Source organism: Xylanibacter ruminicola, assembly GCF_900107775.1.
Taxonomy (GTDB): Bacteria; Bacteroidota; Bacteroidia; order Bacteroidales; family Bacteroidaceae; genus Prevotella; species Prevotella ruminicola_C.
Genome location: NZ_FNRF01000005.1, coordinates 243,489 through 258,082 on the forward strand (window position 1 = coordinate 243,489; position 14,594 = coordinate 258,082).

At 51.0% G+C, this 14,594-nt stretch carries 10 protein-coding genes; 4 read left to right on the plus strand and 6 right to left on the minus strand.

The window, feature by feature from the left end; genetic code table 11:
• The first annotated feature begins 32 nt into the window (after positions 1-32).
• A complete protein-coding gene (locus tag BLU97_RS13320; RefSeq protein WP_254771726.1) occupies positions 33-1,997 on the plus strand; it encodes a heavy metal translocating P-type ATPase in 1,965 nt (654 codons plus the stop codon).
• Here BLU97_RS13320 and BLU97_RS13325 read toward each other — a convergent pair.
• The 5 genes from BLU97_RS13325 to BLU97_RS13345 all read right to left on the minus strand — a co-directional run bounded on the left by BLU97_RS13325 (position 1,994) and on the right by BLU97_RS13345 (position 6,328).
• On the minus strand, positions 1,994-2,713 hold the full coding sequence (locus tag BLU97_RS13325; RefSeq protein ID WP_175456388.1) for a DUF2490 domain-containing protein: 720 nt from the start codon (positions 2,711-2,713) through the stop codon (positions 1,994-1,996). The two genes, BLU97_RS13320 and BLU97_RS13325, sit on opposite strands and share 4 nt — an antisense overlap.
• On the minus strand, positions 2,706-3,383 hold the full coding sequence (locus tag BLU97_RS13330; RefSeq protein ID WP_074761981.1) for a DUF4956 domain-containing protein: 678 nt from the start codon (positions 3,381-3,383) through the stop codon (positions 2,706-2,708). The genes BLU97_RS13325 and BLU97_RS13330 overlap by 8 nt, the downstream gene beginning before the upstream one ends.
• 1 nt (position 3,384) lies before the next feature.
• Positions 3,385-4,140 carry a polyphosphate polymerase domain-containing protein gene (locus BLU97_RS13335; RefSeq protein ID WP_013064521.1) on the minus strand — a complete coding sequence of 252 codons (756 nt, stop codon included), beginning with the start codon at positions 4,138-4,140 and terminating at the stop codon, positions 3,385-3,387.
• Between the two features lie 88 nt (positions 4,141-4,228).
• Entirely contained in the window at positions 4,229-5,200 is a 972-nt protein-coding gene (locus tag BLU97_RS13340; RefSeq protein WP_074761982.1) for a Gfo/Idh/MocA family protein, read from the minus strand.
• A gap of 219 nt (positions 5,201-5,419) precedes the next feature.
• Positions 5,420-6,328: a helix-turn-helix domain-containing protein gene (locus BLU97_RS13345; protein WP_074761983.1), complete on the minus strand. Its 909-nt coding sequence runs from the start codon at positions 6,326-6,328 to the stop codon at positions 5,420-5,422.
• A gap of 159 nt (positions 6,329-6,487) precedes the next feature.
• Between BLU97_RS13345 and BLU97_RS13350 the strand changes: the two genes are divergently transcribed.
• The 3 genes from BLU97_RS13350 (at position 6,488) to BLU97_RS13360 (ending at position 12,102) form a co-directional block, all read left to right on the plus strand.
• The gene (locus BLU97_RS13350) at positions 6,488-7,507 is read left to right on the plus strand and encodes an efflux RND transporter periplasmic adaptor subunit (protein ID WP_081353035.1); all 1,020 of its coding nucleotides are present in this window, start codon (positions 6,488-6,490) and stop codon (positions 7,505-7,507) included.
• A gap of 26 nt (positions 7,508-7,533) precedes the next feature.
• The gene (locus BLU97_RS13355) at positions 7,534-10,644 is read left to right on the plus strand and encodes an efflux RND transporter permease subunit (protein WP_074761984.1); all 3,111 of its coding nucleotides are present in this window, start codon (positions 7,534-7,536) and stop codon (positions 10,642-10,644) included.
• Between the two features lie 72 nt (positions 10,645-10,716).
• Positions 10,717-12,102 carry a TolC family protein gene (locus BLU97_RS13360; protein WP_074761985.1) on the plus strand — a complete coding sequence of 462 codons (1,386 nt, stop codon included), beginning with the start codon at positions 10,717-10,719 and terminating at the stop codon, positions 12,100-12,102.
• 52 nt (positions 12,103-12,154) lie between these two features.
• Here the strand turns inward: BLU97_RS13360 and BLU97_RS13365 are convergent, their stop codons facing one another.
• The gene (locus tag BLU97_RS13365) at positions 12,155-14,590 is read right to left on the minus strand and encodes a glycoside hydrolase family 127 protein (protein ID WP_074761986.1); all 2,436 of its coding nucleotides are present in this window, start codon (positions 14,588-14,590) and stop codon (positions 12,155-12,157) included.
• Positions 14,591-14,594 lie beyond the last annotated feature (4 nt).

Genomic DNA, 14,594 nt, shown 5'->3' on the forward strand with positions numbered 1-14,594 from the left:
TGCACCCAGAAACAATAAAAAGGATTAAGCATATGGAAAAGAATTGCGATTATTGCGGTGTACATGCACATCATGATGAGCATCATGAGCACGAGCATCATCATGAGCATGAGCACCACCACGAGGAGCATAACACTCGTGAACAGTTGAGGCTGATTATTATCACAGCCGTGCTGCTGGTTGGGGCGGTAATAGTAGAACACCAAATGGCATTGCCTACCTGGCAGCTGCTGTTGGTTTATCTGATACCTTACTTAATAATAGGGCATGATACCTTGAAGGAGGCGGCTGAGGGTTTGCTGGAGGGCGAGCCGTTTAACGAGCACTTCCTGATGAGTATTGCCACCATCGGTGCCTTGTGTATAGGTTTCCTGCCAGGGGCCGAAACACAGTTCCCCGAGGCGGTGTTTGTGATGCTGTTCTTCCAGGTGGGTGAGCTGTTTGAGGGCTATGCCGAGGGAAAGAGCCGCGACAGCATTGCGCACCTGATGGAGATTAAACCCGACTATGCCACACTGTGGAGTAAGGACGAAGGAGGAAGGAGTAAGGAGATGACAGTAGCGCCCGACGAGGTGAAGGTGGGCGATACGATTATTATTAAGCCGGGCGAGAGAGTGCCTTTGGATGGTGTGATCATCGACGGTGCGAGTGCGCTGAATACGGTGGCGCTGACGGGCGAATCGTTGCCCCGCGATGTGGCCGAGGACGACGAGGTGATATCGGGCTGCGTAAACCTGAGTGGTGTGTTGCGTGTACGCGTGACCAAGCCCTACGGTGAGAGTACGGTATCGAAAATCATCAAGCTGGTTGAGGATGCCGGCGAACATAAGTCGCAAAGCGAAACGTTTATTACCCGCTTTGCCCGTATCTATACGCCTATCGTGGTGTTTGCCGCCATCGCCCTGGCCGTTGTGCCTACACTGCTGGGTGGGGCCTTCAGCACCTGGCTGTACAGAGCGCTGATGTTCCTGGTTGTGTCGTGCCCCTGTGCGCTGGTAATCAGCGTGCCGCTGACATTCTTCGGTGGTATCGGCGGTGCCTCGCGCCGTGGTATCCTGATAAAGGGTGCGAACTACATGGATGTGTTGGCGAAGGTGCGTACGGTGGTGTTTGACAAGACGGGTACGCTCACTCACGGCAAATTTGCCGTAACGGCCGTGCATCCGGATGCTATCGACGATCACCAGCTGCTGCACCTGGCGGCTCATGTGGAGCACTTTTCTACTCATCCCATTGGTGCGGCCCTGCGCGATGCGTTCCCCGACGAGGCTACGGATGGCTGCGAGGTGAGCGATGTGCGCGAGATGGCCGGACAGGGCATCATAGCCAAGGTGGGCGATCGTGAGGTGGCTGTAGGTAACACCAAACTGATGGATGCCATCGGCGCCAAGTGGCACGACTGTCACCATACGGGTACGATTATCCACGTGGCCATAAACGGTACCTATGCCGGACATATTGTGATTAACGACCAGATAAAGGCCGATAGTGCCGAGGCGATTGCTGCCCTGCATGCGCTGGGCGTGAACCGTACGGTGATGCTGACAGGCGACCGCCAGGAGGTGGCCGATAACGTGGCCAAGCAGTTAGGACTGACCGAATATCACGCTGAGTTAATGCCTGCTGATAAGGTCGCTCATGTTGAGCAGCTGATGGGGGATGGGCTGGCCTTTGTAGGCGACGGCATTAACGATGCCCCTGTATTGGCGCGTGCCGATATTGGTATAGCCATGGGCGGACTGGGTAGCGATGCGGCCATTGAGGCAGCCGACGTGGTGCTGATGGACGATAAGCCATCGAAGATAGCAACGGCCATCCGTATAGCCCGCAGAACACTGGCCATCGCCCGACAGAATGTATGGCTGGCCATCGGTATTAAGTTGGCTGTGCTGGTTCTGGCTGCCTTTGGTGTGGCAACCATGTGGATGGCTGTGTTTGCCGATGTGGGCGTAACGGTGCTGGCCGTGCTGAATGCGATGCGTACCCTGCGCGCTTAGAACTTATACGTGTATCCCAGAACCAGGATGTGACGGTTGCCGTCGGTATCATCCTGGCCGAAGGGATGCTGGTACATGTATTTGATATCGAATGCGTGTTGCTTGTTTAAGCGCAGTTCGGTACCTACGGCATAGCGTATCTTATCCCAACCGTTCGACATGTAGGTCTCTACATTGGCATAGGGGCGGAACAGGTTGCCAAGCTTATATTTAGCCTGCAGGCGGTTACGCCACACGTTCTTGCCTTTACCGCTGTAGGTATGCTCGTCGGCCTCGGTACCATCGCTGGTGTAATAGCGTTGCACGGTGGTTTCGGGGGTATAGGTGTACTGCCAGCGCTCGCGTAGCGACAGGGTAAGGTTGCCAAACGACTGGCTGGCTGTGGCCGATACGTTGAAACGGTGGCGCAGCCCCCAGTAATCGGCATATTTCTTGCCGCTATCATTCAGCTTGTAATAATGATCGTTTAATAATGAGTAGCCTGCCGAAAGCTTGAGCCAATCAGTGAGTTTGTAGTTAGCATTCGCACCAAAGCTCCAGCGGTCGGCAGTCTTCATGTTGTCACGATTACGATACTCCACACCTGCATCCAGGCTCCACTTCTTACTCAGTTTCTTCTCCAGGTTTACTTCGCTCCACAGACCAAAATCGTCGCTCTGGGCCATAGTTGGCATGCTACCCATTAACAGCAGCGCTGCCACATAATACTTACACATTTGCATACTCTGAGTTTTTAATCTTTAGTTTGTTATCTATCTCCTTATCGCCATCGCCCTGGTAGTACACACGCAGCACGGCCATATCGCGCAGAAAGTCGATGGCACCCACCTTTACATCGGTTACGGCGATGCCCAGGCGCAGTTCCAGATCGGCTATCAGTTCCTTTCGTTTCTCGGGCTTAATGAGTTCGATGCGGTCGTACTGCACCAACTTGGAGGTTTCCATCTTCAGCGTGCGCTCTAACAGGATGATGGCCAGCAGGGTAATCACATCTATCACCACCAGCTCCATCACGGGGGTGCCAATCAGTCGCCCGTTGACATCGATACCCAGCGAGTCGGCCATGGCATGAACTACCGACAGGCAGATGACCACAAACAGATACGTCATTTCGCGTACAGGCATGGAGTCGGTGCGGTAGCGCATAATGGAAAAGATACCAAAAAGGCCTAACCCTACGCCCATGGTAGCCTTACCGCGATCCATACCCATCATGAGGTACACTAAGAAAAAGATGGCTACCGAGATGACCATGAAGGTGAAGTAAAAATCCTGTCGTTTGCTTTTCTTGAAGTACAGGAAGTGTACGATAGCCCAGTTAACTAAAATACAGATGGCGAACCTGAGAAGTGTGTCGCCGAAGCCGTTCGAAAAAATGTCTTGCATATTATGAATTGTTTACTAGTTTTCCTATTTCGATGAGTTTGCACTTAAAGCGGTTTACCTGCAGTTGCGGATTGGTGAGTGCCGACCCGATGCTGTATTTAGAGAACCCGTGTGGATGGATGCGCAGCTGGCGCAGCATGTGGAGAATAGGCGAGTAGATGAGTCCGTCGCGTTTCAGTTCGATAATCACCAGGTTGTCCATCTGTTTGTTAACGCCGCTGATGAGGTTGTGAAAGCACAGCTGCTGGTCGATGGTAAGGCGTTCGGTCTTGGCTTTGTTGACGAGAGTGATGCGACGGAAATGATTGTTGAGTGCCGGTTGCAAGGTATCGACATCGTAGCGCAGATGTCGACCGAGAAACAGGCGGCACTGTTGCTCGGTAACATCCATATGGCTTACCTCTATACGTTTTTTCTTGGTGCGCCCGTGGTTGTTTTTGGTCTTAACCTCCATAAACTGCAAACCACTTACGCAGTAGGTGCGGAACCGTATCTTCTGTCGGTTGGTATGGTTCCACTGGTGCTGGTTGTACATGTCGAAGTTGTAGGTATCAAAGTACGTGGTGTCGTACTCCGGATTACGTTCGCCATCTATCTCCTGCACATCATAATCGGCTTGTGCCATCTGTAGCAGCAAGCGCAGCTTAGCCATGTTTGTAACAAACTTGGTGTCGGTGCGATTCATGAGCTTTACGCTGCTCATCTGCTCGAGTGTGATAGGGGCAAAGGTGCCCAGTATGTTGTTGATTGTTGTCATAAGCGGTGGCAAAAGTAATGCATTTGCCCTTATCCGCCTAATTTAATCAACCAAGCGCTTAAGTTTTTCAGCGAACCCGGGAATGCTATCAGTTATCCATCGGGTAGCGTACGCCCCATTTGTGGCGCAGCTCGTCCATCAGTTGCATCACGTAAAGTGTTTCAGCATGGGGCATCTCGCGGGGTTCAGTCAATCCGTCGATGAGTGCCTGTCGGCAAGCCAGGAACTGGTATTCGTAGCCTGTTATCTGTTGTGGCACGTGGATGGTTTCAACAAACGTACGGTCGGGACCATTGAGGGTTATCGTTTGGGGATTGTTGATGTTGTCGATGATGATGTTGCCCTCGGTGCCTGCTATCACGCCGATATTGTCGCCCACGCATTGGGCCGACGACTGCACATTGGCCAGGATGCCATCCTTGAGAATGATGGTGATGGCATTTGTCAGATCCATCCCTGTATCGCTCTTCACGCAGTGGCCGTCGACACTTTCGATATCGGCATCGCAGAACATACGTACAAAGTTAAGGGCATACACGCCCAGGTCGAGTAGGGCGCCGCCGCAAAGGTCGGGGCGCATGATGCGAGGCTTGTTACCCATCGAATAGCCCAGGGTGGCTGTCACCATTCGGGGCTGTCCGATACGTCCGTCGGCCATCAGTTTCCTCACGATGCCCACGGCAGGCTGGTAACGCGTCCAGATGGCTTCGGCTAAAAACACCTGCTTTTCGTGTGCCAGTTGGATGATATCCTGTGCCTGGGTGGCATTGGCCATGAACGCCTTCTCAACCAAGCAGGGCTTGCCAGCCATGATGGCCTGGCGTGTTACATCGTAATGGTGCGAGTGCGGGGTGCCGATATACACCAGGTCGATATCCTTATCGGCTATCAACTCAGTATAACTGCCGTAAGCTTTGGGGATGTTCCACTTGGCAGCAAAAGCGTCTGCCGTTTCCTGTTGGCGTGAGCCTACCGCATAGGCCTCACAGTTGTCCAGTCCGTTTAAGGTGATGGCTGCCTTCTCAGCAATCCATCCTGTTCCGATAATACCTACTTTCATCTTATCCTTTAGTTTGGTTTTTATGCCGACAAATATACGCAAAAAATCCCAAAGCACGATGATTGTACCTTGGGATTTATAGTTTTTTGGATGTTTTTTATTTGCTTGTGCCCCATACCTCGTCGGCAATCTCCTTTACCAAACGTAGCTTGGCCCATTGTTCGGCTGTGGTGAGTTTGTTGCCGATGGCGCAAGAGGCAAAGCCGCATTGTGGTTGTTTTAGCCTTTCCTGAATTCCATCGGTGTCATGCCGAAGTGGTCCTTTACGTACTTACCAAAGAACGATGGGTTGGGGAATCCCAACTGGTCGCAAATCTGCTTCATACTCAGGTCGGTCTGTTTCAGATAGTAACGTATGTCCTCTAAAACATGCTCGGTAATCCACTCGTTGGCCGTTTTACCCGAATTCTTTTTGCAGATGGTAGTCAGGTATTTGGGCGATATGCACAGATCGTTGGCGTACGCCTCTACAGTACGGTGCTTCACCTCGGTAGAGTGCAGCAAATCCAGAAAACGCTGGAAGTGACTTTTGCTAGTTGATAATTCTTGGCGTTGCCAAGCGGCGGAGCCGAGCGGAGAATTGTCAGCTAACAGCATCCACTTCATGGTGCCACAAAGACCAAGGATGGCCGAGCGGAGCAACGACTGGATAATCTCAGTGTGATAAGGATTCTCCTTGCCTTTTTCAATGCTCAGTGTGAGCATGTCGTAGAAGTGGGTGTAGAATAGAATCTCGTCTTCGTCCATCGTTACGATATGCTGGCGATGGATATACATCATGTCGTTCCAAACGCTGATTTTCTCGTTCAGGAAACTACGCAGAATACGGTTGGTAAGGAACATGCCTTTTGCGTCGAAGTCGGGACTTACCATCACATCAGTCACCGTTACGTTCTGTGGGATAATGGCAACCTGATTTCTATGCAGTTCCATCTGTATGCCGTTCATCTGTGCCTGCGCTTTTCCGCTGGTACAAATCACAATAGCGTTCATGGCCACATGAGCGCTGCTTATCTCCGTAAACTGCTGGATACTGTCCACAACCACTATTTCGTTGTCCGAATAGCCAATCTGAACATCCTCGTTGTTAGCTAATGACTGAATTGTAATCTCTTCTTGCTGTTTCATGTGGCAAAATTAATCATTTTTTCGCTAATTCGCTGTTTTATGTGGTGTTATTTATGTCCTATTTGGGAATATATGGCGAATTCAGTAATAAAAGTAGTGAAATTGAACATTAATAATGGCTGATTTTGCACTACCTTTGTCCCCAAAATTTTACATGTAATGATGAAAAAGAGTATTTTGATGCTGCTGGGTGTGATGCTGATAAGCAGCTGTACAAGTAAGAAGGAGCAGAACACAAAGGCTCCTACGAGAGTTGAAACAGAAGTGGTATCTACTGCTATGAATGCCAATGGTCAGACGTATGTAGGTATTGTTGAGGAGTGTGAGGCTACTGCTGTAAGCTTTACAGGCATGGGTGTTGTAAAGCGTATGCTGGTTAACGAGGGACAGGCAGTGAGTCGCGGACAACTGATAGCCGAGATGGACGACACGCAGGCGCGTAACCTATTAAGTGGTGCCGAGGCTCAGATGACGCAGGCCAATGATGCCCTGACACGCTACAAGATGCTGCACGATAACGGATCGCTCCCTGAGGTGCAGTGGGTTGAGATACAGAGCAAGGTGGCTCAGGCCAAGTCGCAACTGGAGGTGGCTAAGAAGAATCTGGCCGATTGCCGACTGGTAGCCCCCGTGAGTGGTATCGTAGGCAAACGCTTGGTTGGTGCTGGCGAAACGGCTATGCCCTCGCAGGCGGTAGTGAGCATTCTCGATATCTCAACAGTTAAGGTAAAAGTGGCCATCCCCGAGGCCGAAATCAGTGGTATTGGTGCTAACACCTCGTCGACTATTAAGGTCGAGGCCGTGAATGGCAGTTTTACTGGTGGACGGATTGAAAAAGGTGTGCAGGCCGATGCGCTCACGCATACCTATGATATACGCATACATGTGGCTAATGGTCAGCGCCAATTGCTGCCAGGTATGGTGGCCAGCGTGCAGTTTGGTAATATTGAAAAGCCAAGCAAGGATTTAACCCTGCCTGTAACAGCTGTACAGCGTAAGGCCGACGGAAGCCTGTTTGTATGGACGATTGCTAACGATAGCACCGCCCACCGTGCCATCGTACGCACGGGCGAAACGATGGGCAACCGCATTGCCATTACTGATGGCATGACCGAAGGTGCTCGTGTAGTTACCGAGGGTTATCAGAAACTTAGTGAAAACACCAAGGTGGTTTATTGAACATTGACCATTGAACATTGAAGATTATGAAAAATGTGAATTGGCTCCGATGGCCTTTGGAGCATTACTCGATAACATTGCTCATCATCGGCATATTGTTTGTGATGGGCATCTACGGCATGTATATTATGCCTAAGGACGAATTCCCCCACGCCACCATCCGTCAGGGTGTGGTAGTGGCTGTATATCCTGGTGCCACCAGCGAGGAGGTGGAACAGCAAGTGGCCCGTCCGCTTGAGCGTTACCTCTTTACCTATGGTGAGGTGAACCGTGTAAAAACCACCACACAGAGTCAGAATGGCATGTGTATCGTGATGGTGAAACTGAACGACGACGTGAACAATAAGGACGAGGTGTGGAGCAAAATCAAACATGGACTGAATGGTTTTAAGGCGCAGTTGCCAAGTGGTGTGCTGGCCATCGTGGTGAACGATGACTTTGGCAACACCTCGGCCCTGCTCATCGCCATCGAGAGCGACCAGCGCAGCTATCGTGAGTTGAAACAGTATAGCGACGACCTGAGCGATCGTCTGCGTCGCATCCCCTCGGTAGCCAACGTGAAACTGTTTGGCGAACAGAAGGAGCAGATCTCGCTCTATATCGATCGCCAGCGCATGCAGGCCTATGGTATTGGTCAGCAGATGCTTTTCTCGCGCCTACAGGCACAGGGCATCACCACCATGAGTGGCGCTATCAGCGACGACGACCAGCAGATACCCATCCACGTTGAGGCTCAGGAAAACTCCGAGGAGGAGATAGCCAACCAAATTATCTTCTCCGACCCAGTGACAGGTAAGGTGGCACGTGTTCGCGATGTGGCCCGTGTGGTGCGCGAGTATGAGCCAAACGCCAGTCGTATTGAGCAGGACGGACACCCTTGCGTGCTGCTCTCGATGGAGATGACGCCTGGTAACAATGTGGTGCAGTATGGCGAGCAGGTGGATAAAGTACTGAAGGAGTTCAGTCTGAACGAACTGCCCGAGGACGTAAAGGTTACCCGCATTGCCGATAAGCCCAAAGTGGTAGCGATGAGTGTGAGCGATTTCTTGCGCGATCTGCTGATATCGATGGCTATCATCATCCTGGTGATGATGGTACTGTTCCCTCTGCGTTCGGCTATCGTGTCGGCCATCACCATTCCCTTGAGTACCTTTGTGAGTGTGGCAATCATGTATATGATGGGCATCGAACTGAACATCGTGACGTTGGCAGCGCTCATTGTGGTGTTAGGAATGATTGTTGATAATTCGATTGTGGTGATTGATGGTTATCTGGAATATCTGGGTAAAGGTTTCAAGCCTTTCGATGCCGCCATCGAGTCGGCCCGACAGTACTTCATGCCTATGCTGCTGGCCACCATCTGTATCTGTGCCATCTTCTATCCGTTCCTCATCACCATGAAGGGTATGTTCCACGATTGTTTGGAGGACTTCCCCGTTACCATTACCATCAACCTCATGGTGTCGCTGGTGCTGGCCGTAACGGTGATTCCGTTCCTCGAAACACGTATCATCAAGCCCGGCAAGGTGAGCACCGATGGTAATGCGATAACAAAATGGGTGCAGAAAACCTACAATAAGGTGCTTGATTTTACCTTTGCACACCCTTGGTTAACCATTGGTGGTGGTATTGGCGTTATTCTGCTGTCGACGTTGATTGCTCCTACGCTGAAGATACGTCTGTTCCCATATGCCGATCGCGACCAGTTTGCCGTAGAGATATTTTTACCCGAGGGTAAGGGCATGGCCGAGACCGAGGTGATTGCCGATTCTGTGCAGCATGTGTTGGCAAAGGACGAACGTATCACAGGCATCACGGGCTTTATCGGCTGTTCGTCGCCACGATTCATGGATGCCTATGCACCCCAGATGGCTGGTAATAACTATGCGCAGTTTATCGTGAATACCAAGAGCAATAAGGCTACGCTCGACCTCTTGGCGCAATATCAGCCCCAATTGAGCGAGGCGTTCCCCAACGCTTACGTCAAGTTCAAACGTTTGGACTATCTCGAAGTATCCGAACTGGAGTATCGCTTCTATGGCGACAACCTCGACTCGCTGCATGTGGTAGCCGAGCGACTGATGGAACGCATGCGGAAGATGCCCGAACTGGAGTGGGTACATACCGACTATCTGCAGCCGTACCCCATTATCAATGTCGAACTCGATCCTGTTACATCGGCCCAGTTAGGCATCACCCGTACCACCGCCCAGCTGGCTTTGAGTGCCACATCTTCCGACCTGCGTGTGGGACAGATTTGGGAGAAAGATTATGAACTACCCATTGTGGTGAAGGACGATGCTGATATGACCTTCTCAGACATCGCGAACCTGGGTATCGCATCGCCCGCATCAATGGTGTCGGGAGGTCTGCGCAGTACCAATTCCACCGTTCCGTTGCGCCAGATAGCCAAGGTGCAACCCAAGTGGAGCGAGAGTCGCATCATGCATCGTGGTGGCGAACGTTGTATCACCGTTACTGCCCAGTTTGCACAAGGCGTATATACCGCACCAGTAGAGAAGGAGATTGCCCGTATGATGAACGAGGAGATAAAACTGCCACAGGGCGTCCGTGCCGAGGTGGGCGGCGAGATAGAATATGGCGACGAGGCCATGCCGCAGATTATTGGTGGCATCACCATTGCACTGATCATCGTGTACTTCTTCCTGTTGTTCAACTTCAAGAAGTATGGTGTTACCACCGTTTGTATGGCAGCTTTGGGATTGATGATTCCTGGAGCGCTCATTGGTCTCGGACTGATGAATCGCGCCCTTGGTCTGACCTCTATCTTCGGACTCATCACGCTGATGGGAATGATTATGCGTAACGAAATCCTGATTTTCGAGCACGCGATTGACTTGATTAAGAAGCATGTGGCCGAACATGGCGACTGGAAAACAGATCGCCAGGCTTATAACGCCGCTGTGCGCCAGGCAGCCTACGATGCCGGTAAGCGTCGTATGGTGCCCATTTTCCTCACTACGGCAACCACTGCCGTTGGTGTGGTGCCGATGATTATCGCCCAGAGTTCGTTCTGGATGCCCGTGGGTGTAACCATCTTTGCAGGTGGTATCGGCTCGCTCATCATGGTAGTCACCATGCTACCCGTTATTTATTGGAAGGTTTCGACTAAGTGAGAGAAGTAAGAGCTTGCTCTCACTTCCGAACGTGAGAAAGCTCAACGTAGTTAAAGTAAGTACTAAGTAATTATGAAAAAGATATTATCACTGATAGCCTTAGGCTGCGTAATGTCAGCCTCGGCTCAGACTTATACCTTAGAGCAGATTAAGGATTCTGCTTTACAAAACAACTTTGCCATCCGCAGCGCCAAATATGGCGTTGAGGCTGCCCAACAGCAGCGCAAAGAGGCGTTTACCAAGTATTTCCCTAGTGTGAGTGGTACAGGCGTGTGGTTTAATGCCAACAAGGGTATGGCGCAGACCACCATCAACCCTTCGGCTAGTATATCACCCGAGCTGGGTGCTGCTTTGGCTCAGTCGCTGCCTCAAGAGGCATTGGCTGCCTTAGCTAATCCCATCAGCATCTCGATGATGAAGAATGGTACCATTGGCTCGTTGATGGCGGTGCAGCCCGTATTTGCTGGCGGACAGATTATCAACGGCAACAAACTGGCTAAAGTAGGCGAGGAGGTGAGTAAGCTGCAGTTACAACTGTCGGAAAACGAGGTGGAGAAGACAGCCGAACAGTACTTCTGGCAGTTAGCCTCGTTGCAGGAGAAGATGAACACCATTAATGCAGTAGATACGTTGCTGCGCGATATCCATAAAGATGTGGATGTGGCCGTGCGTGCAGGTGTGGCCATGCGTAACGATCTGTTGCAGGTTCAACTGCGCCAGAACGATATTCAGAGTCAGCGCCTGAAGTTGCAGAATGGCATCTCTATCGTCCGTTTGCTACTGTCGCAATACTGCGGCCTCCGCGACACGTCGTTTGCCATTGACCATTCTTCATTGACCATTGACCATTCTGCTACGCAAATGGAGAAGGCTAATAATGGTCAATTGTCAATGTTCCGCTCCAGCTCTGCTGGCTTGCAAGGCAAGAATGTTCAATGTTTGCCCGAGTATCAACTCCTGGATAAGCAGGTTGAGGCCGCTAAGTTGCAAAAGCAGATGGCTGTTGGTCAGAACCTGCCAACGTTGGCTGTTGGTGCCGGTTATAACTATCACAATTTGTTAGATAATAACCATTCGTTTGCGATGGTGTTTGCCACCGTTAGTGTGCCCATCAGCGATTGGTGGGGCGGTTCGCACGCCATCAAGCGTAAGAAGATTGAACATCAGAAAGCCGTTGAGCAGTTGGAGGACAATGCCCAACTGCTGAAAATCCGCATGCAGAATGCCTGGAATGGGGTAGAGGAGAGCTATCAGCAGTTGCAACTGGCCAAACGCAGCATCGAACAGGCCGACGAGAACCTGCGCTTGAACCGCAACTACTATCGTGCCGGCACCTCAAAGATGAGCGATTTGCTCGAAGCCCAATTGCTTTATCAGCAAGCACTCGACAAGCATACCGATGCCTTCGCCGACTATCAGAACAAACTTCTGGAGTACAAACAAGCTACAGGTCAGTAGATATAAAAAATCCCAAAGCAAAACAAAAAAGCTTTGGGATTATATGATTCTTTTACTTAACTATCCATTCAAACACTCCTGCTGAATTATCGTTAGGTAATACAACCTCAAGTCGAAGTGCTTTGGTTGTAACAGGCTCAAAGTTTACTGTGCATGCTGTACCTTTATCGGTGGGGTATCCATCTGCGCCAGTTACAGGATTCCAGTTGCCTTGGGCATCTTGATACAGAATGCGCCACGACTGCGGTACGCGGCATCCGCCCCAAGGACCATCGTCGAACCAATAAACGGTGGCACTCTGTACGGTAGCTACTTCGGGGAATTCGTAACCTAACCATTCGGTACTGCCATTCTTAGGCCACCAGTGGGTATAGGGTACGCTACGGTCGTTCTCATCCTTTGGCACCAGGCGGTCGTTGATGGCTGTAAGGGCTGGCATTTTTTCGGTAGAGCTACTGATCTTACTCTCACTGGCCAGTGTGGCTGGCTGCGATGGATTAGTAGCATTCAGGTCCTGAGGCAACCAAACACGCATTTTTCCACTACCACGATGACACCAGGCATAGTAGGGGATGAGTGTCAGTTTGTGGTCGGTAGTCTGCAGTTTCCCCTTCTTATCGAAACTTAGCGTCTGAGCATCGGTGACGATGGTCTGTACGGTAGTTCCTGCAATCTCGGTCTTACCCAGACTGAACTCTGGATTCTGATTCATCAGGGCGCCCATGATATCAAAGGTGTTGTCAGGGTGCTCGGCACAATAAACCAGCGGGCCGCGCTCTACGCTAATCTTACCACGATCGGCCTCTACCTTGTTGTTGGCACGTACAGTGCGAGTCTCCATATCGAAGTGAATCTGCACCTTGTCGCCTTTCTTCCACTTGCGATTGATGGTATAATAGCCATCCTCTGTTACCTTTGCTGCTGCAGTCTGGCCATTCACGGTGATGGTATAGCCCAGACGCTTGCCATCAGTATATTGATAGAGATTAGAGGGCACCACCTGGCTGCGCACCCAACCTGGAATACGGATTTTCATGGCAAACTGGCCTGCCGCATTCTGGTCAACATTTACAGTGATATCACCATTCCAAGGGTATGCAGTTGTCTGACTCAAACCAACCTTCTTGCCTGCAACAGTCAGGTTGCTCTTGTTAGAGAGGAACAGGTTGACATATACATTGCGATCCTTAACGGCATAGATATAACCGGGCAGCGAGGGGATGAAGCGACAGATGTTGCTGGGGCAGCAGGCGCAGCCGAACCAAGCCTGACGCTGGTGCTGTCCCATCGACTCCAGTGGGTTGGGGTAGAAGAAACCATTGCCTTCGAGCGATACGCCGCTGATGAGTCCATTGTAGAGTGTACGCTCCAATACATCGTAGTACTTGGATTCGCCATGCAACAGGAACAGACGATAGTTCACATACACATTGCCGATGGCAGCGCAAGTCTCGCAGTAGGCACTCATGTTGGGCAGTTCGTAGTTCTTGCCAAAGGCCTCGCCATTATTAGTGGCACCGATGCCACCAGTAATGTAGAGTTTCTTGGTAACGATGTTGTCCCAGATGGCATCGATGGCCTTGATGTAATCTTTATCGCCAGTCAGCGCTGCTACATCGGCCATACCTGCATACATATAGGCTGCACGAACGGCATGACCTACGGCCTCGTCCTGTTCGATCACAGGTTTATGAGCCTGAGAGTAATCATGTACGATAGTGGTCTTGCCGCGATAGTCGAGGAAGAATTTGGCCTCGTCGAGATATTTTTTGTTGCCAGTAACAAGATAAAGCTTTGCCAGTGCCATCTCTGCTATCTGATGACCAGGTACTACACAAGCCTGACCAGGGTTGGGTCCCACCTCCTTGCATACCACATCGGCATAACGGATAGCTATATCAAGGAACTTTCTTGAACCTGTGGCCTGATAGTGAGCGATTGCCCCCTCAACCATGTGGCCGAGGTTATAAAGCTCGTGGCTCAGGTCCTCTTCCTTCACCCAGCGCTTGTCGCCAGCCCAGTGGTGCGGGTCGGCAGGATTCTGTGTGCGGGCAGTATAGAGATAGCCGTCAGGCTCCTGTGCCGAGGCGATGACATCGAGTACCGAATCAATGTACTGTTTCAGTTTATTGTCAGGATAGGTCTGCAAGATGTAACTGGCACCCTCAATAGTCTTATAGGGGTCGGTATCGTCGAACGAGTAGCCCACACCGTTCACCTTGAATACCTTTGATGGGTCTTTCAGGTGCAGGGCTGCATTCGAGAAGTTGGTGTAACGTCCAGTCTCCTCGCATTTCGCGAAGGCCAAGGGGATGGTTACTTTACGACTGGCTTCCAATCGTTGTCCCCAGAAGGTGCCAGGTGTTACTTTTACTGCGGTAAAGGGTACAGGACTGATGGGATAACCATGAGTCGCTGTCTGTTTTTTCTGTGCGCTAATGGGGAGCATGATGGCTACACCCAGCGCAATAGTCATAAGTTTCTTCATAAAT